The organism is Sphingomonas sp. BL-S-25 (assembly GCF_055521555.1).
Window position 1 is genome coordinate 3,389,105 of the sequence record NZ_CM145486.1, and the last position, 22,280, is coordinate 3,411,384.

Below are 22,280 nucleotides of genomic sequence, written 5' to 3' on the forward strand. Positions count from 1 at the left end.
CGTCGAAGCGGATGGACGGGATCGCTCGCGCTCGCCGATGGTTGGCTCCACTGTTAATCCGGTGCTCGCCATGATGGAGGCAAGGTCTTGCGCAAAGTCGAATTGAAGGTGGGCAGCAAGCCGGTCGGAACGGCGAGGACGTTCCCCTATCCGATGGGCAAATATCTCGGCGATTACCAGGTCCCCACCTACAATATGAGCGTAACCGGATCGCTGGGCGGACGCCGCGTGTCGCATGTCTTCGAGGTGATGCGCTTCGGCGTCTCGTGCACCGACGGGGCGACCGCCCGCGTCGTCGGCCTGGCCGACCAGCAGACCCATGTCATTCGCACTTGGATCCCAACCTATGAGGTGCACAGCGCGAACTCGCCGGAGAATGGCGGATGGCAGGTCTATGGCAACTTCCTGATCCACGACGGTCCGGACAACGCCACCGAGGTGTTCGCCTCGATCGGCTGTATTGAGGTGATGGGGCCACGTGGCTTCGTGCGGTTCAACGACCTGCTGATCCAGCTTTCCGGCGCCGTCGGGAAGAAGCGCAACGATCAATTGCACCAGATCGCCAAGTCCGGTCTCCTCTCGATAACCTATGAGCGCGCGGCGCGCCCGCCGCTGGTGCCGTTGCCATGATCCCGGCGCTTCGCGTCGGCCTGCTCGCCGCCGGCCTCCTGGGCGGTGCCGCCGCCCTCGGCGTGACGCTGTCCGGCGGCACCACCCCGCCCCATCCGGTGCAGGGCAACGCGCAGGCGGTGACCCCCGAGGCACAACTGCGCGCGCGGATTGTCGCCGATTACGGCCTGACCGGCGACGCAGCCCGGTTCGAGACCACAGATTATGCGCCGCTCGATCTAGATCGCCTGCTTCGCACCCGGATCGACCCCGCTCTGCTGAACGGCGCGGTGTCGAAACACGGGCAGGATGTCCGCTTCACCCCCGCTGACGGAATCCGCCGTCATGCCGGGGTGCTCGTGATCCGCTATCCCGACCCGGCCGTCGCCGCGGCCCGGGCGCGCCCGCTGCTGGGCGACAAGCAGTTCTTCAACAATAGCAAGATTCGCACCCCGATGGTTGCGGCCGCACGCGGCGACACCTTGGCGATCTTCTTCACCGAAAGCGGCGGCGAGGCGGCCCTGCGCGCCGCGCTGTCGCATGCGGCCGCCGACTTCCAGTCGGGGCGCTGACCGGTTTCTTCGGATCGAAGGTTGCGCTGGTAAAATCGCGCCCCGACCCTATATGAAGGCTATCGCGTCATTTCCGCCACGAGCAGGACGCGACTGAGAGATGCATCCGCTTTCGCTCCGTGCTGGAGCATTGCGTGCTTCCCAAATTCCAGAGTTCCGGAGCGTCGCCGCTCCCGCCCGCGGTCGAGGCGGTTTCGCTTCGCGCGCCAGCTTCCTCGCCCGCGCGCAAGCGCCGCCTGCTCTCGCTTTTTGCCGAAAAGGAACATCCATGTCCCGTGCTCTGAACATCAAGGCTACCGTTGCCGAAGTCATCGCCATGTCCGCCAAGAAGGGCGCCGCGATCACCGCGATCGAGCCGCTGACGCCGGCCGGAACGCGTGTGGTGTACATGAATTCCGATCAGACCGCGACGATCGCCCGCGCTTATGGCTCGCGCGTCATCACCGGCCCGGTCGTGCGCCAGGCATGGGGCACGCGCCGGATGATCTGACCTGCCGGACGGGCCGGGTATCGCCCGGCCCGTCCCGTGCGCCTGTCCGACCGTCGGGGTTTCCTTGCATTGACGCACCGCTCCGTTAGCCGAGACGACAGGCAGATCAAAGGACTTGGATGACCGTTCGCATTCGTACCGCAATCTCCGTGCTGGCGATGATTGCCGGCGCATCCATGGCGTGCCCCGCCGCGGCGCAGATGGTGCGGGCCCAGGATCCCCAGTCGGTGCTCGCGGCGATGAAGGCGGGTGGCTATGCCGATGCCACGCTCAGCACCGACAAGGGCGGCGATCCGCACATCACCGCCAAGACCCGCGACACGCAGTTCGGCGTGTTCTTCTACAATTGCACCGACAACAAGGACTGCGCGACGGTCCAGTTCTATACTACCTACAAGGCCGAAAAGCCGATCTCGCTCGAGCGGGTCAACGAGTGGAACAACACCCGACGCTTCGGCAGGGCCGCGCTGGACGAAGAAAATGATCCGCTGATCCGGATGGACCTCGATCTGGACGACGGGGGCATGCCGCAGGCGCTGTTCGTCGACAATCTGGAGTTCTGGGAAACTGTGGTCGCCACGTTCGAGGAGTTCCTCGCGCGCTGAGATCGGCGCGTGCCTGCCAGATCCGGAACGTGACCGAACATCGGCAGGGCCTTCGGCAGCCGTCTTCGATCTTGCATCCTCCAGCGCCCGCGTTAGCTACCGTGCCGTGCAGATAAGGGGGGATTGATGACTAACCGCATTCGTACCGCAATCGCGACACTGGCGCTGATCGCCGGCGCCACGACCGCGCTGCCGGCGGCGGCGCAGATGGTGCGCGCGCAGGATCCGCAATCGGTGCTCGCGGCGATGAAGGCCGGTGGCTATTCGGACGCCACTCTCGGTACCGACAAGGGCGGCGATCCGACGATCACTGCGGAGTTCAACGACACGGAGTTCGCGGTATTCTTCTATAACTGCAAGAACAATAAGGATTGCGCGACCATTCAGTTGAACACCGCCTATCGTGCAAAGGCCCCGATCCCGCTGGAGAAGATCAACGAATGGAACGACACGCGCCGTTTCGGCAGGGCGTCGCTCGACAAGGACAAGGATCCGGTGATCCGGATGGATATCGACCTGGACGACGGAGGCATGTCGCAGGCGCTTTTCATCGACCATCTGGAATTCTGGGCGGCGGTCGTTACGGGATTCGAAAAGTATCTGGCCTCCTGAGCAACGCTGGCAATGACCGGGTTTGCCGGTGCATGTCGGCGTCGCGCTGTCGCACCGGCTCAGTGAAGATTCTACGGCATTAAGTGGGCCGGCTTCGTGTTGCACCGCCGCCGCCCGGTCGGCAGCCGCGCTGCGGGCTGCAGCGCAAATGGTGATCGCGACTGATCCGAATCCCAATCGTGTTTCACTTGCATCTACGACCCACCGTTAGCTACGGAACCGTGCAGATTTAGGGGGCCTGATGATACATCCCACTCGTACCGCACTTGCTGCGATCACGCTTGTCGTCGGTTCGGTGGGGTCACTTCCCGCTGCCGCGCAGATGGTGACCGCCGCCAGTCCGCAATCTGTCCTCGATGTCGTGAAGGCCGAAGGCAATTCGGCGACTCTCGGCAAGACCGAGTCGGGCGTGCCGATAATCAAGATCGAGCGCAACGGTGTCGTCGTGACTACCATATCGTTCCGTAACTGCACCGCGAACAAGGATTGCGAGACGGTTCAGTTTGCCGCCGGATATGCTCGAAAGGATGGGCTAGGCTGGGAGAAGATTAATAAGTGGAACAAAATGTGGCGCTTCGCGAGCGCTTATCTTGACGATGAGGCGAATCTGGTCCTCAAGATGGATATCGATTTGAGTGGAGGCGGCATCTCAACCGAGAGATTCAGCGCTAAATTCCGAGGCTGGGCAGGGCTGGTCGGCGCGTTCGAAAAGCATCTCGGATATCGTTGATGCCGCTAGCTTAATTGAATTCGATTTCCCGGCGACAGCGAGCGGAACCAATTGTGGTTGCTGACGTCGAAGAAAATCGACGACTGACGTGCGCATAGAAGTCTGTGCATCGACAGTCTCGGATTCTGAAACTCCGTTGTGATCGGCTTCGAGAAGGGATCTTGCCTCTTGAGGGGGTCGCGTGCAGCCTGACGGGGAGAACCTGCTTTCTCCTCTAGGCTGACAGGCCGATCTTCGCCCTTGCATCCCCCGCTGGCTCGGTTAGCTAACGTGCCGTGCAGATAAGGGGGGGGTGATGACCAACCGCATTCGTACCGCAATCGCGACGCTGGCGCTGATCGCCGGCGCCACCACCGCGCTGCCGGCGGCCGCGCAGATGGTGCGCGCGCAGGATCCGCAATCGGTGCTCGCGGCGATGAAGGCCGGCGGCTATACCGACGCGACGCTGGGCAAGGACGATCTGGGCGATCCCAAGATCTCGGCTAAAATCGACGGCACCAGCTTCTTCGTGTTCTTCTACAACTGCACCGATCACAAGGCCTGCGCCACCGTGCAGCTCCACGCCGGATATGATCTCAGCAAGAAGATCTCGCTCGAGCGGATCAATGAATGGAACCGCAACCAGCGGTTCGGACGCGCTCATCTCGACAAGGAAGGCGATCCGATCATCCAGATGGACATCGACCTGGACGATGGCGGCGTGTCGCGACTGTTGTTCATCGACAATCTGGAATTCTGGGCCTCGATCGTCGGCAAGTTCGAGACCCATATCGGCTATTAAAGGCTGAACCGTCCGGAGCGCGCGCTGGCGGTCCGGACGTGATTATGACGTCACGGCGACGGGGGCAGGGTCCCCGTCGCGCCATAGGTGGCGATCCACGCCGGTGGTTCCTGCTCCTTCGAGCCATCGACGCGCACGCCGTACGCCTGGGCCCAGCGATAGCCCCACATCGGGCCGAACTTCGTCGCGACCGGCGGTGGGGTGGCATAGGCGGGGTCGGCCTGCGCGTCGGCAAGCGAGACGAAGCTGAAGCCTTCGGCGCGGAACAGTGCGATCAGGTCGTTCAGCCTCGCCGCGTTGATCTCGTAGACATGGAGCAGCATGATCGCGGGCGGCGCATGGCCCAGCACCTGGCGGCCAAGGTCCTGATAATAGCGGATCTGCACCCGGCTATGGTCCAGATAGGCGCCGACGATCCGCGCCCTCAGCGCCGGATCGGCGGCGGCGCGAACATAACCGCGGTTGAACAGATAGTCCGACGTATCGATCGTCGATGCCGCCAGTCGATAACCGCGCTCGGCAAGCACTCCTTCGATCGCCACCCGCTTCGCCTCGGTGTCGCCGACATGATTATAGGCGAAGCGATAGAAGCGCAGCGGCCGGCGATAGCGTTCGGCAAGCGGGCGGATCGTCCGCTCGCCCGCTTCGATCTCGGTGCGGATTGCGGCGATATCGAGCCCGTTGATATCGGCATGGGTCGCGCCGTGATTGCCCAGGTCCAGCCCCGCGGCGATCCAGTCGCGCACCAGCCGTCGGCCAGCGTCGCCAAGCTCGGTCACATTCTGCTCGGTCACGAATCCGGTCGCGGGCACCCGCTTCCGGCGCAGCGCCCGGACGATCGCGCGATTGGCGGCGCGCGCATCGGCCACCGGAACATCGCCTGCGCCGGCCATGGGCAGGTCGTCGAATGTGATCGCCATGCTCGGCCGCGCATCCAGCGTCTGTGCCGGTGCGGCCTGGGGTGCGGTTGCCAGCAGCGCTGCCGCCAGCCAGGCAAGGAACCGGATCATTCCACCACCTTTCCATCCTCGCCGCGGTGCTGCCAGACGGTCCTCGTCCGATAGTCCACGGCGAAACCGCGCGCCTCCAGCCAGTCCATGCCCAGGATCGCCAGCCGATCGCCCGCCATGGCCAGCCGGCCGAACACCAGCAGGTCGCCGACCCGAACCGGCGCCGATGTCCAGCGCCACATACCGACTTGAACATTGGCGACGGTCGCCTGGCTCAGCGGCAACTCGCGGCCGTCGATGCCCGCTATCGAACCCGCCGGCCTCGTCTTCGCCGGATCGATCCCTGCTGCAGTGGCGAAGGCGGGGTTCAGCGTTGTATATTGTGCGCCGGTGTCGAGCAGTGCCCAGCCATCGGCATTGCCGATCCGGATCGGCAGCATGATCTTCCACGGTTGGACCCAGTTCACCGCGACCCTGCGCCAGCCGCGTCCCGCCGGGCGACCGCCACCCGGCGCGATCTTCACGCAGCTGCTGCCCGGCGTCCACCATGTCAGCCGGTCGCCGAACAGGTCGGTCCCGGCCAGTCCGACGATGCGGTGGCTGGTCAGGTCGGGCGCCTCGATCGAGGGAAGGGCGACATTCCGCAGGCTGAGCGGACCTGCGTCGAAGCTTGCAACCTGATGATATCGCACCGTGATCTCGCCGCCCATGCCTTGGGCGGTCTCGGTTGCGGCGTCGCGCGGCAAGGCCAGGCGCGCGGCGGTGGCGGGGTCGATGGTCGTGCCACTCGAACCGGTATCGAGGATGAAGGACAGCGGCTCGCCGCCGTTCACGCGCGCGGCGACTACCGGAGTCCCCTGGTCGCCGCGCTCGATCGCCAGGCAGGCGCCGTCCGCGGCCAGCGCGGCCGCAAGTGCCAATGGCAGCGCGCTCACCGGGTCTGGCCCAGCGGTGCGAACGGCTCCAGTATCGTGCTGCGATACGACTCGCCGTCCTGCCAGATGTAGAAGGCGCCCGTCCAGATCGTCTCCGGCCGGCCGAGCATCTGGCGCATCAGCTCGACCAGCGCGGGTGGCGACTTCTGGCTGTCCGACGCGATCGCTGCGATCGCCGCATCGGGCGCGAACCAGCGCAGTTCGTCGAACCCCGCCGGCGCTCGCGCCGCACCGCCGGTCAACTGGGCGCGATAGTGCGACCGGGTCGAGATCGCCGGGGTGTAGCCGTAGCGATAGCTGAACAGCCCGGCCAGGCGCACCTCGCCGATTTCGACGCCATAGGTGCGGGCGAGGTCGGCCAGCCCCTCCTGGATCGTCAGTCGCTTGTCATAGCGTGCGCCCGGAGTGCTCCACCCCATGAAGTTGCGCTGCAACAGCACCTCGCCGGCATCGTTGACGATGATCAGGTTCTGGGTGGTGTAGTTGGGGTCGTCCACCGGCTGCGCGCGCGCTGTCCCGGTCCATAGCAACATCGCGAAGATTGCCAGCAGCGTGCGGATCATCGATCACCCTCCCTTGCGCGCAGGTGGCGCATCCGTCGCGCCCGAGTAAAGTCTTACGTGAAGAGGATCAGCAATGCGATCGTCCCCGGTCCTGAGTATCGTTGCGCTGGTCGCACGGGTCCGGTATCGCATCATCGGCCATTTCATGGCGTTTCATGCGATCGAGGCGGAGGAGGCGGTCTTTTACCTGCCGACGACACCGCTCTACCGGCGCGAGTTCGATGCGATGCTGGCGCGCGGACTGGTCCGGCAGGCGGGGCATCGGCGCTACTGGGTGGATCTTGCCGCGTGCCGCGCCGACGTCGACCGGCGCCGCCGGCGGGCGGTGCCGATCGTCATCGCCACCGCCATCGCCTCGGCCCTGGCGCTCACCTTCCTCTATCGCGGCTGAGCCGTCGGCTTACTCGACCGTGAAGGTCAGCCCGGCATTGGCCTCCAGCCGCGCCTTCAGCGGCTCGGCCATGATCGCGCCCGCCGTCCAGATGCCGCCCTTGTCGCCCTCGACGTCGCGCACCAGGCACAAGGCTGCCTCGACGATCATCTTGCTCGTCGATCCATAGCCCGGATCGCGATCACCCTTCACGCTGGTGATGACACGGCGGCCGTCGGGCATCTCGGCGATGAAGGCGATGTCGTAATGGCCGGTGTCGCGTTCTTCCTTGGACGGCCCTTCGCCGGGGGCGGGGCCCTTCTCGGCGCTCATCGGATTCATCTTGGCGATCGCCTCGGCCGCCGCCTTGCCCAGATCGCCCAGGCCGGGGGCAACCATCATCTCGTCATAGCGAAAGTCCGCGCCATAGGGGTGGCCGGCCAGGAAATTGGTGCGATGGACATTCTTGGTGTTGATCACCGCCATCATGAACGGCGCGACCCAGCCGCCGACCGCCTCGTCATATTCGGGCAGCATGCCCTTGGGCTGGGCGGGGCCGGTGAAGCCCGGCGTCAGCGCGAACGGGTCGATCATCACCTTCAGCACCGACGGATTCTTCGCCGCCGCCATCGCCGTCGCCTTGCCGCTGGCGAAGGTGCCGCCCGAGAAGGTGCCCTTCATCGAACGAACCCGGCCCTTCACTCGCGGCGCCGGCCCGCCGAAGCGGGCGATCGCCGCCTGCTGTGCCGCCCAGACGCCCAGGTCGAACGGGATGGAGTCGAACCCGCAGGAAAACACGATCCGCGCGCCGCTCGCCTTCGCTGCGGCATCATATTTGGCGATCATGTCGTGCATCCAGTTGGGCTCGCCGCACAGATCGACATAGCCGGTGCCGGTCTCGACGCACGCCGCCAGCAACGGCTCGCCATAGAGCTGATAGGGGCCGACCGTGGTGATCACCACCGCTGCCCGGGCCACCATCGCCTTCAAGGCAGCAGCGTCATCGGCATTGGCGGTCAGCAGCGGCGTGTCCGCCGGCGCGCCGATCTCGTCGCGCACCTGCTCCAGCTTGGTCAGCGACCGGCTGGCCATCGCCCAGCGGACGCTGCCACCGGCATAATGCTGCGACAGATATTCCGCGACCAGCCGACCAGTGAACCCGGTCGCGCCATAGATGATGATGTCGAACTCGGCCATGTCGCTCTCCCGCTTCCGGTTGCATACCGGATTTTCTAAAACCGCGGACGTGGTGCCATGCGCGGCCGGGATTGGCTACAGGATTTCGAGCAGGCGGGCGCGACGCGCGGTCAGGCCGCCTCGTTGAACTGCAGCGCCGCCAGCCGGGCATAGAGGCCGCCCTGCGCGACCAGCTCGGCATGCGTACCGCTCTCGACGATGCGACCCTCGTCCATCACCACGATCCGGCCCGCCGCGCGCACCGTCGCCAGCCGGTGGGCGATGACCAGGGTCGTGCGATCCTGCATCAGCCGCTCCAGCGCATCCTGGACCAGCCGCTCGCTTTCGGCGTCCAGCGCGCTGGTCGCCTCGTCCAGCAACAGGATGGGCGCATCGCGCAGCAGTGCGCGGGCGATCGCGATCCGCTGACGCTGCCCGCCCGACAGCCGCGCACCGCCTTCGCCGAGGAAGGTGTCGAGCCCCTCGGGCAGCTCGCGAAGGAACTCCGCCGCGTTCGCCGCCTCAGCCGCTGCCCAGATCGCCTCGTCACTGGCATCCCAGGCGCCGTAGCGCAGATTGTCGCGCGCGCTGGCGGCGAAGATCACCGTCTCCTGCGGCACCATCGCCATGCGGCCGCGAATGTCGGCCGGATCGGCCTGCTTCACCGGCACGCCGTCGACGCGGATCTCGCCGCTCTCGGGGTCATAGAAGCGCTGAACCAGCTGGAACAATGTCGACTTGCCCGCGCCAGAAGGGCCGACCACGGCCACCGTCTCGCCCGGCTGAATCGTCAGGGTGAAGTCGCGCAGCGCCGCGACCTCGGGCCGGGTCGGGTAGCGGAAGGTGACGGACTCGAACGCGATTCCGCCCTGGGGCGGCTGGGGCAGGGCGACCGGATTGGCCGGCGGCGCGATCTCGGGCTGCTCCTGCAGCAGTTCGGCCAGCCGGCTCGCGGCGCCCGATGCGCGCAGCAGGTCGCCATAGACTTCGGTCAGCGCGCCGAACGATCCGGTGACCAGCCCGGCGGTGATCACGAACGCGGTGATCGCGCCGCCCGAGATGCGGCCCGCAGCCACGCCCGACACCGCGTCCCACATGATCAGCACGATCGCGGTGAACAGCAACCCGATGACCAAGGCGGTCATGATCGCCCGCAGCGCGAAGCGGCGCTTGGCCGCGGCGAAGCCCCGCGCGACCGCGGCATCGAACCGGGCGCTCTCGCGCCTTTCCTGGCCGAACGCCTGGACGATGCGCATCGCGCCCAGCGTCTCCGACGCGATCGCGCCGATATCGGCGATCCGGTCCTGGCTCGACCGCGACAGCGCCCGCACGCGCCCGCCCAGCCAGACGATCGGCAGCACGATGACCGGGATGCCGATGATCAGATAGGTGGCGATCCGCGGCGAAAGCGCGAACAGGTAGATGATGCCGCCCACGCCCATCAGCAGGTTGCGCAGCGCGGTCGACACGGTGCTGCCCACCACCTGCTCGACGATCGCGGTGTCCGATGTCAGCCGCGACGCGATCTCCGAAGGACGGTTCTCCTCGAACCAGCGCGGGGGCAGGCGCAGCAGGTTGCGATGTACCGCGGCGCGCATGTCGGCCACCGTGCGCTCGCCCAGCCACGATACGAAATAGAAGCGCACCGCCGTCGCCACCGCCAGGATCACGACGACCGCCAGCAGGCCCTGGAAATAGACACCGATCCGGCTGATGTCGCCGCCCTGCGAAAAGCCGTTGTCGACCACCTTCTGAAAGGTGCGCGGAATCCACAGCGTCGCCACCGCCGAGGTGATCAGCGCCAGGATCGCGACCACGAGTTGCACCGGATAGCGGCGCGTGAAGCTCCACACGACGAGCAGGTTGCTCAGCTTGCGGCTCGACTGGGGCGCAGTCTGGGGCTGGGGAGCGACGGAGGGATCTTCGGCCATGGCGGCTGCGACCTAGCGCGATTGTCCGCGCGGGGAAACCTGGGGATGTGCATTCATTGCTCTGGCGGAGTAACGGGCGACAGACCCATCCCACTACTCGTCACCCCGGCTGCAATGCCGGGGTCCACCCATCCTCCATCCCGGACCCTCGGTTGCGCACCCCGCCAGCCCCGCAATATGGATCCAAAGGTCCCGTCCAACCACCAGTCCGGGATGTGCCGCGCAGTGGATGCCGGCACTTCGGCCGGCATGACGGGGTGGTGATGTGACTGTCCGACAAAGCGCAACTGCGGCTAGCGCGCTCCGCTCGAACCCACCCCGCCGTCACCCCGGCTGAAATGCCGGAGTCCACCCGTCCTCACTCCCGGACCCACGGCTCCGCGCCACGCCAGCCCCCGCAGAATGCGCGCAGCATGACGATCCGTTTTACTTTGCCACGAACCGCAACATCGAAATCCGCCAGCCGGACATGCCTGACAACGGGATCAATGCGTAGTGGTCCGGCGTTGCACCCCTCGACCCCTGCGGTATAAACGCGCCGTGCCGCCGCCATCTGGGGGGGTGACGGCGGAAGGATCGCCAAAAATGCTCTATGACGCTTATGAATTCCAGAAGTCCCTGCTCGCCGGCGCCAGCGCGATGGCGAATTTCGGCGCAGGCCTGCTTCAGAACCCCGCCAACCCCTTCGCCTATATGGGCGGCGGCACCGTGCTCGCCTCGGCGCTCGAGGTATTCGCCCATGCCTCGGCCCCGCGCGGCAAGCCTGCGTTCAACCTGAACCGGACGACCATCGACGGTCGCGAGGTCGAGGTCGTCGAGGAAGTGGTGCTGCGCAAGCCGTTCGGCCAGCTCAAGCGCTTTGTCCGCAAGGGCGTCGAGGGCGGACCCAAGCTGCTGATCGTCGCGCCGATGTCGGGCCATTATGCCACGCTGCTGCGCGGCACGGTCGAGCGGATGCTGCCGAGCTGCGACGTCCACATCACCGACTGGCGCGATGCCAAGCTGGTGCCGCTGTCGGATGGGCGCTTCGATCTCGACGACTATGTCGACTATCTGGTCGAATTCCTCGAGCTGATGGGCCCGGGATCGCACATGCTCGCCGTCTGCCAGCCCTCTGTGCCCGCCTATGCCGTCGCGGCGCTGATGAGCGCCGACAAGCATCCCTGCCGCCCGAAGACGCTGACCATGATGGGCGGTCCGGTCGACACGCGCGAGGCGCCGACCGCGGTCAACCTGCTGGCGACCGAGCGACCCTTCGCCTGGTTCGAACGCAACGTCATCGCCAGCGTGCCGGTCACCTATCCGGGTGCCGGACGCCGCGTCTATCCGGGCTTCCTGCAGCTTGCCGGCTTCATGACGATGAACCTCGGCAACCACATGATTTCGCATTTCGAGCTGTTCAAGCACTTGGTCCAGGGCGACGGCGAGAGCGCCGATGCCACCATGGCATTCTACGACGAATATCGCGCGGTGTGCGACATGACCGCCGAATTCTATCTTCAGACGATCGACGTTGTTTTCCAGACGCATGCGCTGCCCAAGGGCGAGCTGATGCACCGCGGCCGCCGGGTCGATCCGGGTGCGATCACCGACATCGCGCTGCTGGCGATCGAGGGCGAGCGCGACGATATCTCGGGCCTCGGCCAGACCAAGGCGGCGCTGACGCTGGCGACGTCGCTGCCGGACGCGATGAAGCAGTATCACATGGCGCCGAGCGTGGGCCATTACGGCATCTTCAACGGCTCCAAGTGGCGCACCAAGATTGCCCCGGTCGTCGAGCAGTGGATCGCTGCGCACAGCGACTGATCGGTTCGGCGTTCGTGGATGTTCAGGGCCGGGGCGGAGACGCTCCGGCCCTTTTCACTCGTAGTTGAACGCGACGATCGACCAGGCCAGCCAGGCCAGCGCCGCCCAGATCGCGACGACGATCAGCACGCCCCACCAGGATACCGGCCGCTCGGCAGCCTCGGTTGCCGTTGCGCGATGTTCGGCCAGTATCGCGGGCGACACCATCTTCTCGAACAGCCACACGCCGATCGGGATCAGGACGGCGTCGTCCAGCAGGCCGATGCCGGGGATGAAGTCGGGGATCAGGTCGATCGGCGACAGCGCATAGGCAGCGACGAACAGGCCAAACAGCCGCGCGTGCAGCGGCGTTCGCGGATCGCGCACCGCCAGCCAGACGGCGTGCGCCTCGATCCGGATGCGATGTGCGAGCGACGGCCCCATGGCGGATGGCGATGGGACGCGAACGGGGCCGCGTCAAGCGGCGCGGCCCCGGCGTGGATTACAGCGCGGTCTCGACGTGGCGGCCGGCTTCCTCGGGCTTGATCGTCTGGCCGGTCAGCATCTTGAACTTGCCGCTCAGCGATTCATCGCCTTCCCAGATCTCTGCATCGTCCAGCTCGAAGCGCAGCATCATCAGCTTCGGATCGTTGCGACCGCCCTCGAACCAGGCCTCGACCATGTTCGACCAGTATTTGTCGATGATCGCCGGGTCGGTTTCCTCGACCAGAGTGCCCTTGATGCAGGCGAAGATCACATGATCCTTCGATGCGAAATGCACCATCGCCGGGCCGCCGGGCGCGATGCGATTGTCCTTGCTGGTATAGAACCAGAATTTGCCCTCGACATCCTCGTCCAGCTGCGCAGTCATCGGCAGCGCGTGATCGGTCGCGCCGATCCGCGACACCATGACGAAGGGGCTCTTCGCCATCTTCTTCCACATCCGGTCGCGGACTTCGGCGGGATTGGCGTTCTCGTCCATGCTTGCTCTCCTGAAAGGGGTTGCAGCGAGAACGGGCAGGGGGTTCAGGCGTTCCCGAACGCGGTCGCCGCGCCCAGCAATTCCAGGTCGTTGCGATTGACCAGCGCGACCGGCACCTCGCTCAGCTGGCGACGGAAGCTCGCCTTGGCCTCCATCCGCTGGCGAAAGGCGGGGTCCATCAGCTGCAGGTGCAGCGCGCGCGCGATGCTGCCGGTCAGGAAAATGCCGTCCCACGCCCCGAACGCCAGCGCCAGATCGCCGGCAAAGGCGCCGAGCTGCTCGACGAACAGCCGCACCGCCGCGGTACAGGTCTCGTCGCGTCCGGTATTGCGGGTGACGTCCTCCGGCTTCAGCAGCTTCTTCCCGCCCAGCGCCTCATGGGCAAGCAACAGCCCGTTGGCACTGATCAGCGTCTCGACCTCGGTCTGGATGCCGCGCGCGCGACAGAAATCGGCGAAGCGCTGGCCGTCGGCGGTGGCGGGGATGAAGCCCATATGCCCAGCCTCGCTCTGCACCGGGACCAGCCGGTCGCCGGCGGTCACCAGCGCGGCGACGCCCAGCCCGGTGCCGGTGCCGATCACGACATAATTGCCGCCCGGCCGCACCTCGCGCGGCGCAGGCCCGCGTAGCGGGGTGAACGCGCCCGCGGGCAGCTGGCTGAGCGCCAGTGCATTGGCGGCGCATTCGTTCAGCGCCATCGGCGGCTCGCGCAGCACCGCCTCGACTCCCGACAGCGAGATATACCAGCGGCTGCCCGTCAAGTTGATCAGGTCGCCCCGCGCCGCGCCCGCCACCGCCAGCACGCTGGGCAGCCGCGCATCGCGCAGGTCGACCGCGGTCAGGTACGACACCAGCGCGCTGGTAAAGGTCGGATGCTCGGCGGTCAGGAACTTGCGCACATCGCGCGGCGCGAGCCCATGCCCGCCCCCGGTCAGCCCGAACCGAACCGACTGCCGCCCGATATCGGCGACCAGCGCCATGCCCTGTTCCATGATCCCTCCCTACGGCCTTCGATGAAGGTCCAAGGGCGGTTATCGCTAACAGGGGTTACCGAAAGGCAAACGCGGGGAGGGGGAGGGGCGTACCCATAAATCTCCTCCCCAGGAGCCTGCGGCTCCGGGGGAGGAAAACAAACGCTTACAAGACCTCGAACAGCCCCGCCGCGCCCATGCCGCCGCCGATGCACATCGTGACCACGACGTACTTCGCCCCGCGGCGCTTGCCCTCGATCAGCGCATGGCCGGTGCAGCGCGCGCCGGTCATGCCATAGGGGTGGCCGATCGAGATCGAGCCGCCATTTACGTTCAGCAGCTCGTCGGGAATGCCCAGCTTGTCGCGGCAGTACAGCACCTGCACCGCGAACGCCTCGTTCAGTTCCCACAGGCCGATATCGTTCATCTTCAGGTTGAAGCGCTCGAGCAGCTTGGGGATTGCCACGACCGGGCCGATGCCCATCTCGTCGGGCTCGACGCCGCCCACCGCCATGCCGACATAGCGGCCCAGCGGCTGCAGCCCGCGCTTCTCGGCCAGCTTCTCTTCCATCAGTACCGAAGCCGAGGATCCGTCGGACAGCTGGCTGGCATTGCCCGCGGTGATCGTGCCGCCGGGGATCACGGTCTGCAGCGCCTTCAGGCCCTCCAGCGTCGTCTCGGGCCGGTTGCCCTCGTCCTTGGTCAGCGTCACTTCCTTCGTCGTGACTTCCTTCGTCTCCTTGTTGACGATGTTCATCGTCGCGGTGACGGGGATGATCTCCTGGTCGAACAGGCCGGCAGCCTGCGCCGCCGCGGTGCGCTGCTGCGACTGGAAGCCGTACTCGTCCATGACGTCGCGGCTGATGTTATAGCGCTTGGCGACCACCTCGGCGGTCTGCAGCATCGGCATATAGACGTCCTTGTGGATCGCCAGCAGCTCGTAATCGGGCGCCACGCGCATCTGCGGCGTCTGGACCAGGCTGATGCTCTCCACGCCGCCGCCGATGGTGATGTCCATCTGATCGCTGACGATCTGCTTCGCCGCGGTGGCGATCGCCATCAGGCCCGACGAGCATTGCCGGTCCAGCGACATGCCCGACACGCTGACCGGAAGGCCGGCGCGCAGCAGCGAGGTGCGCGCGATATTGCCCGCCTGATGCCCCTGCTGCAGCGCGCAGCCGAACACGACATCGTCGACTTCCGCGCCGTCGATCCCGGCGCGCTCGACCGCCGCCTTGATCGAGTGGCTCGCCAGCGTCGGCGAGGGCAGGTTGTTGAACGCGCCGCGATAGGCGCGGCCGATCGGCGTGCGGGCGGTGGAGACGATGACTGCGGAACGCATGATGTTCTTCCTTTCTGTGGGCCCGCCGCCGCGCGGCCGGCCATGTCGCGATGGTTCAGACGTAGATCAGCGAGATCCATTCCGCGATCAGCGCGGGCTTGGGCTCGCCTTCAATCTCCAGCGTGAATTCGGTGACCTGTTCCCACACGCCCGGCTGGCGCTCGACGAACTTGAGCAGCTTGAACCGGCCGCGCACGCGCTTGCCCGACCGGACCGGGGTCAGGAAGCGGGTCTTGTTGCCCCCGTAATTGACGCCCATCCGCGCGCCCTCGATCTGCGGCGCGCCGGTGCTCTGCGCCAGCACCGGCATCAGCGACAGCGACAGGAAGCCGTGCGCGATCGTGCCGCCGAACGGGGTCTGTGCCGCGCGTTCGGGGTCGACATGGATGAACTGATGGTCGCCGGTCGCCTCGGCAAAGCGGTCGATCCGCTCCTGCGTGACCTCCAGCCAGTCGGAGACCCGCTCGGTCCCGACGGTTTCGGCCATCTGCTGAACGGTGATCGTATCCACAGAGACTATCCCTCCCGCCGCTTTTTTCGCATAGCGCGCGAGCCCATCTAGTGAGCGGCGCGGGTGCGCCGCAAGTCCAAAGAGACCGGAAAAACGAAAATGCCGATTGACGTAGCGTCCAACCCCCGCGCTTCCATGGCCGGCCTGCATCGCGCCAGCGAACCCGATGTTCTAAAACCGCTTCTGGAACGGGCGCGGGTCTCGCCTGAGTCGCGCGGACGCGTGCTCGGCCATGCCGCCGCACTGCTGGCGGACCTGCGCGCGGCGCAGAATCGCGGCTGGGTGAACCAGTTCCTCCAGGAATACCGACTGAACTCGTCCGAGGGCGTCGCGCTGCTCAGCCTGGCCGAGGCGTTCCTGCGTGTGCCCGATCCGGAGACCGCCGACCTGCTGATCGCCGACAAGCTGGGCGATGCCGACTGGAAGGCGCATTCGGGCAAGTCGAACTCGATGCTGGTCAATTCCGCGACCTGGGGCCTGATGCTCGGCCGCGCGGTGATCGGCGAACAGGGCGGTGTGCTGCGCCGCCTGATCTCGCGCGCCGGCGAGCCGTTCGTGCGCCAGGCGGTCGGCGCGGCGATGAAGATGATGGGCGAGGTCTTCGTGATGGGCCGCACCATCGACGAGGCGCGAAAGCGCATGGCCCGGCCCGAGCACAAGGGCTTTACCGCCAGCTTCGACATGCTGGGCGAGGCGGCGCGGATGAGGGCCGATGCCGAACGCTATTTCGGCGCCTATTTCGACGCGATCCGTGCGGTCGGCCGCGATCCCAAGTCGGGCCATTCGGTCTCGGTCAAGCTGTCGGCGCTGCATGCCCGCTACGAAGTCGGGCAATATGAGAAATGCGTCCCCGAACTCACCGACATGCTGGCTCAGCTGGCGTCGGAGGCCTGCTCGCAGGGCATCCATCTGACCGTCGACGCCGAGGAGAGCGAGCGGCTCGACATGTCGCTCGACATCATCGGGTCGGTCGCGCGCCGCCCCGAGCTGAAGGGCTGGGATGGCTATGGCATGGCGGTCCAGGCCTATGGCAAGCGTGCCCGCGCGGTGATCGCCTGGGCCGACCAGCTCGGCCGACCGATGAATGTCCGCCTCGTCAAGGGCGCCTATTGGGACAGCGAGATCAAGCGCACCCAGGTCGAGGGGCTGGAGGATTACCCGCTCTTCACGCGCAAGGCGGCGACCGACGTGTCCTATCTCGCCTGCGCGCGCGATATGCTGGATGCGACCAACATCGTCCCCGCCTTCGCCAGCCACAATGCGCTGACCGTCGCGACCATCCTCGAATGGGCCGGAAAGTCGCGCGACTTCGAGTTCCAGCGGCTGCACGGCATGGGCGAGGGGCTGTACGAGCGACTGGTCCAGGAAGAGGGCTATCACTGCCGCATCTATGCCCCGGTCGGCGGTCACCGCGACCTGCTTGCCTATCTGGTCCGCCGCCTGCTCGAGAATGGCGCCAATTCCAGCTTCGTCCACCAGTTGGCCGACGAGCATCTGTCCGAAGAGGAATTGCTCGCCGACCCGGTGGGCAAGATCGGCTCGGTCGGCGGCACGCGGCACCCCAACATCCCGCTACCCAGGGACCTGTTCGGCGAATGGGCCAATTCGGGCGGCATCGATCTTCAGGAGCGCTCGATCCTGCACAAGACCGCCGAGGCGATCGGCGCCTTCCCGTTCGTGCCCGAGGGCGCGGCGAGCGTGTCGGTCGGCGATGCGGTCTCGCGCGCCCAGGCCGCCTTCACCGGCTGGTCGGACGAGAGCATCGAGACGCGCGCTGCTACGCTGGAGCGGCTGGCCGACCTGCTCGAGGCGAACAGGATCGAGCTGATGGCGCTGGCGGTCAAGGAAGCGTTCAAGACGATCCCCGATGCGCTGGGCGAAGTGCGCGAGGCGGCCGATTTCTGCCGCTATTATGCGATGCAGGCGCGCCGCGGCCTCGCGCCGATCGCGCTGCCCGGGCCGACCGGTGAGCGCAACGAGCTGCGCATGGAAGGGCGCGGCGTGTGGGCGACGATCGCGCCGTGGAACTTCCCGCTGGCGATCTTCCTTGGCCAGACCGCGGCCGCACTGGTGGCGGGCAACACCGTGGTGGCCAAGCCGGCGCCCCAGACCCCGGCAATCGCCCGCGCCGCGGTCCGGCTGGCGCATCAGGCGGGCGTGCCGCAGGACGCGCTGATCCTGGTCCCCGGCGGGCCGGAGGTGGGCGCGGCACTGACGGCCGACCCGCGCATCGCCGGTGTCGCCTTCACCGGATCGACGCCGACCGCGAAGAAGATCGCCCGCGCGCTGCTCGATGGCGACGATCGCCCGTTGGTGCCGCTGATCGCGGAGACCGGCGGCATCAACGCGATGATCGTCGATTCCACCGCGCTGCCCGAACAGGTGGTGGCCGATGTCCTGACCTCGTCCTTCCGCTCGGCCGGTCAGCGCTGCTCGGCGCTGCGCCTGCTGCTGTTGCAGGAGGAGATCGCCGACACGGTGATCGAGATGCTGAAGGGCGCGATGGAGCTGCTGGTGATCGGCGATCCCGGCGATCCCGCGACCGATGTCGGCCCGGTGATCGACGACGGCGCCTATGACAAGCTGATGGCCTATCGCGAGTCCGCCAAGGCGCGCTGGGTCAAGACGCTGCCGGTGCCCGGCACCGGGCGGTTCGTCCCGCCGACGCTGATCCGCCTCGACGACATGGACGATTTGCGGACCGAATGGTTCGGCCCGATCCTCCATGTCGCCACCTGGCCCGCGGGCGAGCTGGCCGAGACGATCGAGCGGGTCAATGCCAAGGGCTTCGGCCTGACCATGGGCCTGCACAGCCGCATCGCCCGCTCAGGCGAACTGGCGGAGATGCGCGCGCGTGTCGGCAATCTCTACATCAACCGCTCGATGATCGGCGCGGTGGTCGGCTCGCAGCCCTTCGGCGGCGAGGGCCAGTCGGGCACCGGCCCCAAGGCGGGCGGCCCGCACTATCTCCACCGCTTCTGTGCCGAACGCTCGGTGTCGGTCGACACCACCAGCGCCGGCGGCAATGCGACGCTGCTTTCGCTTGACGAGGGCAGCATCTGAGGCGGGCTTGCCTGTCGCTGGCGGGCTACGCGGAAAAGGGAGGGGCGAGGGAACGATGGAGTTGCGAGCCGGTCTGCCGATCATCGCTTTCGCCGATGCCGCTGCCTTCGACGCCTGGCTGGCGGCGGAACCGCGATCGTCGAAGGGGCTGTGGCTGAAGCTTGCCAAGAAGGGCTCGGGCATCGCCAGCCTGTCCAGGGCCGAGGCGATCGACGCGGCCCTGCGCCATGGCTGGATCGACGGACAACTCGACACCTATGACGAGAAAAGCTGGCTGGTCCGCTTCACCCCGCGCAAGCGCGCCAGCAAATGGTCGCAGGTCAATCGCACGCGCGCGACCGAACTGATCGAAAGCGGCCAGATGCACGCCGCCGGCCTGGCCGAGGTCGAGGCCGCCAGGGCGGACGGTCGCTGGGACGCCGCCTATGCCCCGGCCAGCAAGGCAGAGGTCCCGCCCGACCTCCAGGCGGCACTCGACGCCTCGCCGGCGGCAGCCGCCTTCTTCGCCGCGCTGAAGGGCGCCAACCGCTACGCCATCCTCTACCGCATCGGCACGGCAAAGAAGCCCGAGACGCGCGCCAGGCGGATCGCGGAGTTCGTCGCGATGCTCGAACGGGGCGAGACGGTCCACGGTTCGTGAGCGTGCCTGTGACCGCGCCGCTATCTCACGTCCGTTGCTATTCGTTGTCGTCCTCACCGTCATATGTAACGTCTTCGACGTTCAGATAGAGTGAGCTCGAGCAGGCCCGGCAGAACATATTTTTACCGGTGCCATCCGATCGCGTATAGTAGCCACGTCGCGATTTATCGATCGCCCAATTGCCGTGCTCACCGTTGGCAAGCCAGACAACACCCTTGGCGTAGCACTGTGAAATATTCAGTTCGTGATTGTAGGTTCGCTCATCGATCGTCTCTGCACGTGCGAAAAATTCCTTCACCTGTGCAGGCGTCAATTGAAAGGCGGCGCAATCCGAGACACTTTCATAATTCGTATCGGTTCCAGAATGTAGTCCGTTGCCTGTAATCACCACTCTGAAGTTTCCCTTCGCAGACGGGGCAGCGTCCGCAGGCACGGAAGACGGCTTGTTCGCATTCTGGCCATCGTTGGCCTGCTCGCAATTTGACAACCCTATGGCGAGTACGACCAAGAGCGCGCTGTGTCTGAATTGGCTCTTCGTCACCATTGCACTATATCCGCTTCAGTCGGAGTATTTTCTCGAAACGAGAGGGTGACAAAATATCTCCCTTACGTTCCGACCAAGTGTCTTGATCAATTCTCGCATCAACCATCGCGAGTTAGGATTTTACGCGCGGTTACCGCTTCATATATTGCATATGTCTCACCACTTTCCGCGAAAAATTATTCGATCTATTTTCCGATCACCACTTTTTTCCCGTCGTGTGAGAAAAGCTGGCTGGTTCGCTTCACCCCGCGCAAGCAAAAGGCCGCGCGTCACGCTAGCCCAGAAAATGGACTCGTAGGTCTCGCTATCACCACTAGGCGGGGATCTGCCGCCCGGTAGAGCCCGGCATTGCAGCCGGGTGACGATCGAGGGGTGTCGAGCGCAGCGCGGCACCGTCTGCCGCTCCTGATCAGCGCGCCAACATCACTGCACCCACTCCGTCATGCCGGCCGAAGTGCCGGCATCCACCGTCCGGCACATTCCGGACCCAAGTCGGCCACGCGGCTGCGTCAAAGCGCCCTGAGCAGCCCCAGCGCCCAAACCCGCATCCCGAATTGACCATTTCCACCCGCCCATGCGTTGCCCACGCATCACACAGGAGACGACAGATGAACCCGACGCACATCCCCGGAAACGAGCCCGACCCCGGCGACATGTCAAAAGAGCACGACACGGTCGCCCCCAACGACCCGACCGAGCAGCACGACCTGCCCGAGGAAGAAGCGGAAAAGCTGGGCGATTTCGCCTGATAGACCGGTTTGCCGCACGGGCTTGCGCGGGGTGCTGCCCGTGCGCCCGGTCGCGGCCTTTCTCGTTGAACGCGTCGCTGCCGCGCGGCTAACGCAAATCGCCCTCGACCAGGACCACTTCGGTTCCGGCCGCGCTGACGAGCAGGCCATCGACGAACTCGAAATGCATCTCGAATGCCCGTCCTGGCACCTGGGTACGAAGCAGCATCTGGGCACGCCCGCTGCATCCCGGATCCACGACGGAAATCGACCCGCTCAGCGGAGTGGAAGTCAGGAAGCTGGCAGGCCCGATGTACCGGACCATCTCCATCACCCCCGCGACGCCGCGGCTCCGGGAAATGACCGTATCGCCCCGCTGAATTTCATATGTCGCCTCGGAGGAGACCAGTTTTTCGAGCGCTTGCCGATCCTCCCGCAGGCCGGCCCGAACGACATCGGCCGCCCGCGCGGCGTAGAATGCGTGGGCCTCCGTCGGCGATGCGCGTTTGCCGCCCGACCCCGGACATTGCGCCTGAGCAAGGGCGGGCAGGGGCGCGCAGGCCGCAATGCATAATGCAATCATGCGCATCGGGGCGTTCATTGCGCCAATCTGAAGAAGTCGGCAGGAGTCGGCAACCTGCAACGCCGATCAGAACGCGCGGTCATCTACGCGTCGTGCCGGCCGAAGTGCGGCATCCACCGCAAGGCTCATACGGGAGTCGGACGCTCCCGCCTAACCGCCCCGCCGCCGCAAATCCTCGATCAGCGTTTCCATCGCCCAGCGACAGGCCGCGGCGGCGTCTTCGCCTGTCAGGTCCCATTGTTCGCGCAGTTCCAGCCAGGCGGCGCCCTCGCTTAGGAACCCCAGCATCGCCGCCGCGCGGGCGCGTTCCGGGTCGGGAAGCGAACCGGCCGCCTCGCCCAATACTGCTCGCAGTTCGTCCCCCTTGGTCCGGCGGCGTGCGGCGCGACCTTCGGTGCTGGCCAGCGCCAGCGTCGCCTCGGCGGGGCGGGCGTCGAACTCGGCGAAGCGGGCGGCCAGTCCTTCCATCACCGCCTCCAGGCTGGCCGGCAGCGGGGTGGGGGCGTCGATCCGCGCGACGATGGCCGCGCGAAGGGCCTTCTGGTCGGGATAACGCCGATAGACGGTGCGACGCGACACGCCGGCCCGCTTCGCCACCGCATCATGGTTGAACCGTCCGCCCTCGGCCGCGAGCGCGATCAGCGCCGCCTCGATCGGCGACGGGCTTGCCGGCGGCGCAGGCAGCGGCAGCGGGCGAGCAGCAGGCACGGGGCGGGGACGCGCGGCAGGTGCGGGCGGCGGCGACGGTTCGGCCGGGTCTTCGTAGAGAAACTTGCGCATCGCCGATCCATCCGCGCTGACACAATC

25 protein-coding genes are annotated in these 22,280 nt (G+C 66.3%); 12 read left to right on the top strand and 13 right to left on the bottom strand.

Translation table 11 applies throughout. From position 1 onward, the window contains the following. The first annotated feature begins 87 nt into the window (after positions 1 to 87). From ACZ1H8_RS16440 to ACZ1H8_RS16470, 7 genes are all read left to right on the top strand, one after another. Positions 88 to 630: a hypothetical protein gene (locus ACZ1H8_RS16440; protein WP_465178260.1), complete on the top strand. Its 543-nt coding sequence runs from the start codon at positions 88 to 90 to the stop codon at positions 628 to 630. Further along, a complete protein-coding gene (locus tag ACZ1H8_RS16445; protein WP_465178261.1) occupies positions 627 to 1,181 on the top strand; it encodes a hypothetical protein in 555 nt (184 codons plus the stop codon). The genes ACZ1H8_RS16440 and ACZ1H8_RS16445 overlap by 4 nt, the downstream gene beginning before the upstream one ends. 268 nt (positions 1,182 to 1,449) lie before the next feature. Then, entirely contained in the window at positions 1,450 to 1,671 is a 222-nt protein-coding gene (locus ACZ1H8_RS16450) for a hypothetical protein (RefSeq protein ID WP_465178262.1), read from the top strand. Positions 1,672 to 1,790: 119 nt separating this feature from the next. After that, positions 1,791 to 2,276, top strand: coding sequence for a YbjN domain-containing protein (locus ACZ1H8_RS16455; RefSeq protein ID WP_465178263.1), 486 nt, complete (start codon positions 1,791 to 1,793; stop codon positions 2,274 to 2,276). Between the two features lie 126 nt (positions 2,277 to 2,402). Beyond that, positions 2,403 to 2,888, top strand: a complete 486-nt coding sequence (locus tag ACZ1H8_RS16460; RefSeq protein WP_465178264.1) for a YbjN domain-containing protein — start codon at positions 2,403 to 2,405, stop codon at positions 2,886 to 2,888. A gap of 241 nt (positions 2,889 to 3,129) precedes the next feature. Beyond that, the gene (locus ACZ1H8_RS16465; RefSeq protein WP_465178265.1) at positions 3,130 to 3,618 is read left to right on the top strand and encodes a YbjN domain-containing protein; all 489 of its coding nucleotides are present in this window, start codon (positions 3,130 to 3,132) and stop codon (positions 3,616 to 3,618) included. A 295-nt stretch (positions 3,619 to 3,913) separates the two neighbouring features. Continuing rightward, complete coding sequence (locus ACZ1H8_RS16470) at positions 3,914 to 4,399, top strand: YbjN domain-containing protein (RefSeq protein WP_465178266.1); 486 nt, start codon at positions 3,914 to 3,916, stop codon at positions 4,397 to 4,399. A 50-nt stretch (positions 4,400 to 4,449) separates the two neighbouring features. Here ACZ1H8_RS16470 and ACZ1H8_RS16475 read toward each other — a convergent pair whose 3' ends face one another. The 3 genes from ACZ1H8_RS16475 to ACZ1H8_RS16485 are packed head-to-tail and all read right to left on the bottom strand — an operon-like array spanning position 4,450 to position 6,847. Continuing rightward, positions 4,450 to 5,409 carry a polysaccharide deacetylase family protein gene (locus ACZ1H8_RS16475; RefSeq protein WP_465178267.1) on the bottom strand — a complete coding sequence of 320 codons (960 nt, stop codon included), beginning with the start codon at positions 5,407 to 5,409 and terminating at the stop codon, positions 4,450 to 4,452. Continuing rightward, a complete protein-coding gene (locus tag ACZ1H8_RS16480) occupies positions 5,406 to 6,269 on the bottom strand; it encodes a retroviral-like aspartic protease family protein (protein ID WP_465178268.1) in 864 nt (287 codons plus the stop codon). The genes ACZ1H8_RS16475 and ACZ1H8_RS16480 overlap by 4 nt, the downstream gene beginning before the upstream one ends. An 11-nt stretch (positions 6,270 to 6,280) precedes the next feature. Then, positions 6,281 to 6,847: an NUDIX hydrolase gene (locus ACZ1H8_RS16485; RefSeq protein ID WP_465178269.1), complete on the bottom strand. Its 567-nt coding sequence runs from the start codon at positions 6,845 to 6,847 to the stop codon at positions 6,281 to 6,283. A gap of 73 nt (positions 6,848 to 6,920) precedes the next feature. Between ACZ1H8_RS16485 and ACZ1H8_RS16490 the strand changes: the two genes are divergently transcribed. Beyond that, entirely contained in the window at positions 6,921 to 7,238 is a 318-nt protein-coding gene (locus tag ACZ1H8_RS16490; RefSeq protein ID WP_465178270.1) for a hypothetical protein, read from the top strand. A gap of 9 nt (positions 7,239 to 7,247) precedes the next feature. Here the strand turns inward: ACZ1H8_RS16490 and ACZ1H8_RS16495 are convergent, their stop codons facing one another. Together ACZ1H8_RS16495 and ACZ1H8_RS16500 are read right to left on the bottom strand one after the other, a co-directional pair. Then, a complete protein-coding gene (locus ACZ1H8_RS16495) occupies positions 7,248 to 8,414 on the bottom strand; it encodes a saccharopine dehydrogenase family protein (protein ID WP_465178271.1) in 1,167 nt (388 codons plus the stop codon). Between the two features lie 110 nt (positions 8,415 to 8,524). Beyond that, positions 8,525 to 10,324 (bottom strand): ABC transporter transmembrane domain-containing protein, encoded by a 1,800-nt coding sequence (locus ACZ1H8_RS16500; RefSeq protein WP_465178272.1) that lies wholly within the window; start codon positions 10,322 to 10,324, stop codon positions 8,525 to 8,527. Between the two features lie 585 nt (positions 10,325 to 10,909). Between ACZ1H8_RS16500 and ACZ1H8_RS16505 the strand changes: the two genes are divergently transcribed. Next, a complete protein-coding gene (locus ACZ1H8_RS16505) occupies positions 10,910 to 12,130 on the top strand; it encodes a polyhydroxyalkanoate depolymerase (protein ID WP_465178273.1) in 1,221 nt (406 codons plus the stop codon). 54 nt (positions 12,131 to 12,184) lie between these two features. On the opposite strand, the gene ACZ1H8_RS16510 is transcribed toward ACZ1H8_RS16505, so the two are convergent. The 5 genes from ACZ1H8_RS16510 to ACZ1H8_RS16530 form a co-directional block, all read right to left on the bottom strand. Beyond that, a complete protein-coding gene (locus ACZ1H8_RS16510; protein WP_465178274.1) occupies positions 12,185 to 12,553 on the bottom strand; it encodes a YkvA family protein in 369 nt (122 codons plus the stop codon). Between the two features lie 58 nt (positions 12,554 to 12,611). Next, positions 12,612 to 13,091, bottom strand: coding sequence for a pyridoxamine 5'-phosphate oxidase family protein (locus tag ACZ1H8_RS16515; RefSeq protein WP_110152144.1), 480 nt, complete (start codon positions 13,089 to 13,091; stop codon positions 12,612 to 12,614). 44 nt (positions 13,092 to 13,135) lie between these two features. Continuing rightward, positions 13,136 to 14,083, bottom strand: a complete 948-nt coding sequence (locus tag ACZ1H8_RS16520) for a glucokinase (RefSeq protein ID WP_465178276.1) — start codon at positions 14,081 to 14,083, stop codon at positions 13,136 to 13,138. Between the two features lie 145 nt (positions 14,084 to 14,228). Then, positions 14,229 to 15,404: an acetyl-CoA C-acyltransferase gene (locus ACZ1H8_RS16525; protein WP_465178277.1), complete on the bottom strand. Its 1,176-nt coding sequence runs from the start codon at positions 15,402 to 15,404 to the stop codon at positions 14,229 to 14,231. Between the two features lie 55 nt (positions 15,405 to 15,459). Continuing rightward, a complete protein-coding gene (locus tag ACZ1H8_RS16530; protein ID WP_181402050.1) occupies positions 15,460 to 15,891 on the bottom strand; it encodes a MaoC family dehydratase in 432 nt (143 codons plus the stop codon). 159 nt (positions 15,892 to 16,050) lie between these two features. Between ACZ1H8_RS16530 and ACZ1H8_RS16535 the strand changes: the two genes are divergently transcribed. Next, the gene (locus tag ACZ1H8_RS16535; protein WP_465178278.1) at positions 16,051 to 18,978 is read left to right on the top strand and encodes an L-glutamate gamma-semialdehyde dehydrogenase; all 2,928 of its coding nucleotides are present in this window, start codon (positions 16,051 to 16,053) and stop codon (positions 18,976 to 18,978) included. Positions 18,979 to 19,033: 55 nt separating this feature from the next. Then, positions 19,034 to 19,618 carry a YdeI/OmpD-associated family protein gene (locus ACZ1H8_RS16540; protein ID WP_465178280.1) on the top strand — a complete coding sequence of 195 codons (585 nt, stop codon included), beginning with the start codon at positions 19,034 to 19,036 and terminating at the stop codon, positions 19,616 to 19,618. A 37-nt stretch (positions 19,619 to 19,655) separates the two neighbouring features. Here the strand turns inward: ACZ1H8_RS16540 and ACZ1H8_RS16545 are convergent, their stop codons facing one another. Next, entirely contained in the window at positions 19,656 to 20,162 is a 507-nt protein-coding gene (locus ACZ1H8_RS16545) for a hypothetical protein (RefSeq protein WP_465178282.1), read from the bottom strand. A gap of 608 nt (positions 20,163 to 20,770) precedes the next feature. Between ACZ1H8_RS16545 and ACZ1H8_RS16550 the strand changes: the two genes are divergently transcribed. After that, positions 20,771 to 20,911 (top strand): hypothetical protein, encoded by a 141-nt coding sequence (locus ACZ1H8_RS16550; RefSeq protein ID WP_465178284.1) that lies wholly within the window; start codon positions 20,771 to 20,773, stop codon positions 20,909 to 20,911. An 88-nt stretch (positions 20,912 to 20,999) separates the two neighbouring features. Here ACZ1H8_RS16550 and ACZ1H8_RS16555 read toward each other — a convergent pair whose 3' ends face one another. After that, positions 21,000 to 21,491 (bottom strand): hypothetical protein, encoded by a 492-nt coding sequence (locus ACZ1H8_RS16555; protein WP_465178285.1) that lies wholly within the window; start codon positions 21,489 to 21,491, stop codon positions 21,000 to 21,002. Between the two features lie 132 nt (positions 21,492 to 21,623). After that, the gene (locus ACZ1H8_RS16560) at positions 21,624 to 22,253 is read right to left on the bottom strand and encodes a hypothetical protein (RefSeq protein ID WP_465178287.1); all 630 of its coding nucleotides are present in this window, start codon (positions 22,251 to 22,253) and stop codon (positions 21,624 to 21,626) included. Positions 22,254 to 22,280 lie beyond the last annotated feature (27 nt).

Bases quoted from the DNA above. Each gene is read 5' to 3' on its own strand.
- ACZ1H8_RS16530 (WP_181402050.1), bottom strand. From the start codon at position 15,891: ATGGCCGAAACCGTCGGGACCGAGCGGGTCTCCGACTGGCTGGAGGTC.
- ACZ1H8_RS16445 (WP_465178261.1), top strand. From the start codon at position 627: ATGATCCCGGCGCTTCGCGTCGGCCTGCTCGCCGCCGGCCTCCTGGGC.
- ACZ1H8_RS16475 (WP_465178267.1), bottom strand. From the start codon at position 5,409: ATGATCCGGTTCCTTGCCTGGCTGGCGGCAGCGCTGCTGGCAACCGCA.
- ACZ1H8_RS16455 (WP_465178263.1), top strand. From the start codon at position 1,791: ATGACCGTTCGCATTCGTACCGCAATCTCCGTGCTGGCGATGATTGCC.
- ACZ1H8_RS16520 (WP_465178276.1), bottom strand. From the start codon at position 14,083: ATGGAACAGGGCATGGCGCTGGTCGCCGATATCGGGCGGCAGTCGGTT.
- ACZ1H8_RS16510 (WP_465178274.1), bottom strand. From the start codon at position 12,553: ATGGGGCCGTCGCTCGCACATCGCATCCGGATCGAGGCGCACGCCGTC.
- ACZ1H8_RS16540 (WP_465178280.1), top strand. From the start codon at position 19,034: ATGGAGTTGCGAGCCGGTCTGCCGATCATCGCTTTCGCCGATGCCGCT.
- ACZ1H8_RS16515 (WP_110152144.1), bottom strand. From the start codon at position 13,091: ATGGACGAGAACGCCAATCCCGCCGAAGTCCGCGACCGGATGTGGAAG.
- ACZ1H8_RS16465 (WP_465178265.1), top strand. From the start codon at position 3,130: ATGATACATCCCACTCGTACCGCACTTGCTGCGATCACGCTTGTCGTC.
- ACZ1H8_RS16495 (WP_465178271.1), bottom strand. From the start codon at position 8,414: ATGGCCGAGTTCGACATCATCATCTATGGCGCGACCGGGTTCACTGGT.
- ACZ1H8_RS16485 (WP_465178269.1), bottom strand. From the start codon at position 6,847: ATGATCCGCACGCTGCTGGCAATCTTCGCGATGTTGCTATGGACCGGG.
- ACZ1H8_RS16525 (WP_465178277.1), bottom strand. From the start codon at position 15,404: ATGCGTTCCGCAGTCATCGTCTCCACCGCCCGCACGCCGATCGGCCGC.
- ACZ1H8_RS16490 (WP_465178270.1), top strand. From the start codon at position 6,921: ATGCGATCGTCCCCGGTCCTGAGTATCGTTGCGCTGGTCGCACGGGTC.
- ACZ1H8_RS16460 (WP_465178264.1), top strand. From the start codon at position 2,403: ATGACTAACCGCATTCGTACCGCAATCGCGACACTGGCGCTGATCGCC.
- ACZ1H8_RS16450 (WP_465178262.1), top strand. From the start codon at position 1,450: ATGTCCCGTGCTCTGAACATCAAGGCTACCGTTGCCGAAGTCATCGCC.
- ACZ1H8_RS16470 (WP_465178266.1), top strand. From the start codon at position 3,914: ATGACCAACCGCATTCGTACCGCAATCGCGACGCTGGCGCTGATCGCC.
- ACZ1H8_RS16505 (WP_465178273.1), top strand. From the start codon at position 10,910: ATGCTCTATGACGCTTATGAATTCCAGAAGTCCCTGCTCGCCGGCGCC.
- ACZ1H8_RS16560 (WP_465178287.1), bottom strand. From the start codon at position 22,253: ATGCGCAAGTTTCTCTACGAAGACCCGGCCGAACCGTCGCCGCCGCCC.
- ACZ1H8_RS16500 (WP_465178272.1), bottom strand. From the start codon at position 10,324: ATGGCCGAAGATCCCTCCGTCGCTCCCCAGCCCCAGACTGCGCCCCAG.
- ACZ1H8_RS16550 (WP_465178284.1), top strand. From the start codon at position 20,771: ATGAACCCGACGCACATCCCCGGAAACGAGCCCGACCCCGGCGACATG.
- ACZ1H8_RS16535 (WP_465178278.1), top strand. From the start codon at position 16,051: ATGGCCGGCCTGCATCGCGCCAGCGAACCCGATGTTCTAAAACCGCTT.
- ACZ1H8_RS16555 (WP_465178285.1), bottom strand. From the start codon at position 21,491: ATGAACGCCCCGATGCGCATGATTGCATTATGCATTGCGGCCTGCGCG.
- ACZ1H8_RS16545 (WP_465178282.1), bottom strand. From the start codon at position 20,162: ATGGTGACGAAGAGCCAATTCAGACACAGCGCGCTCTTGGTCGTACTC.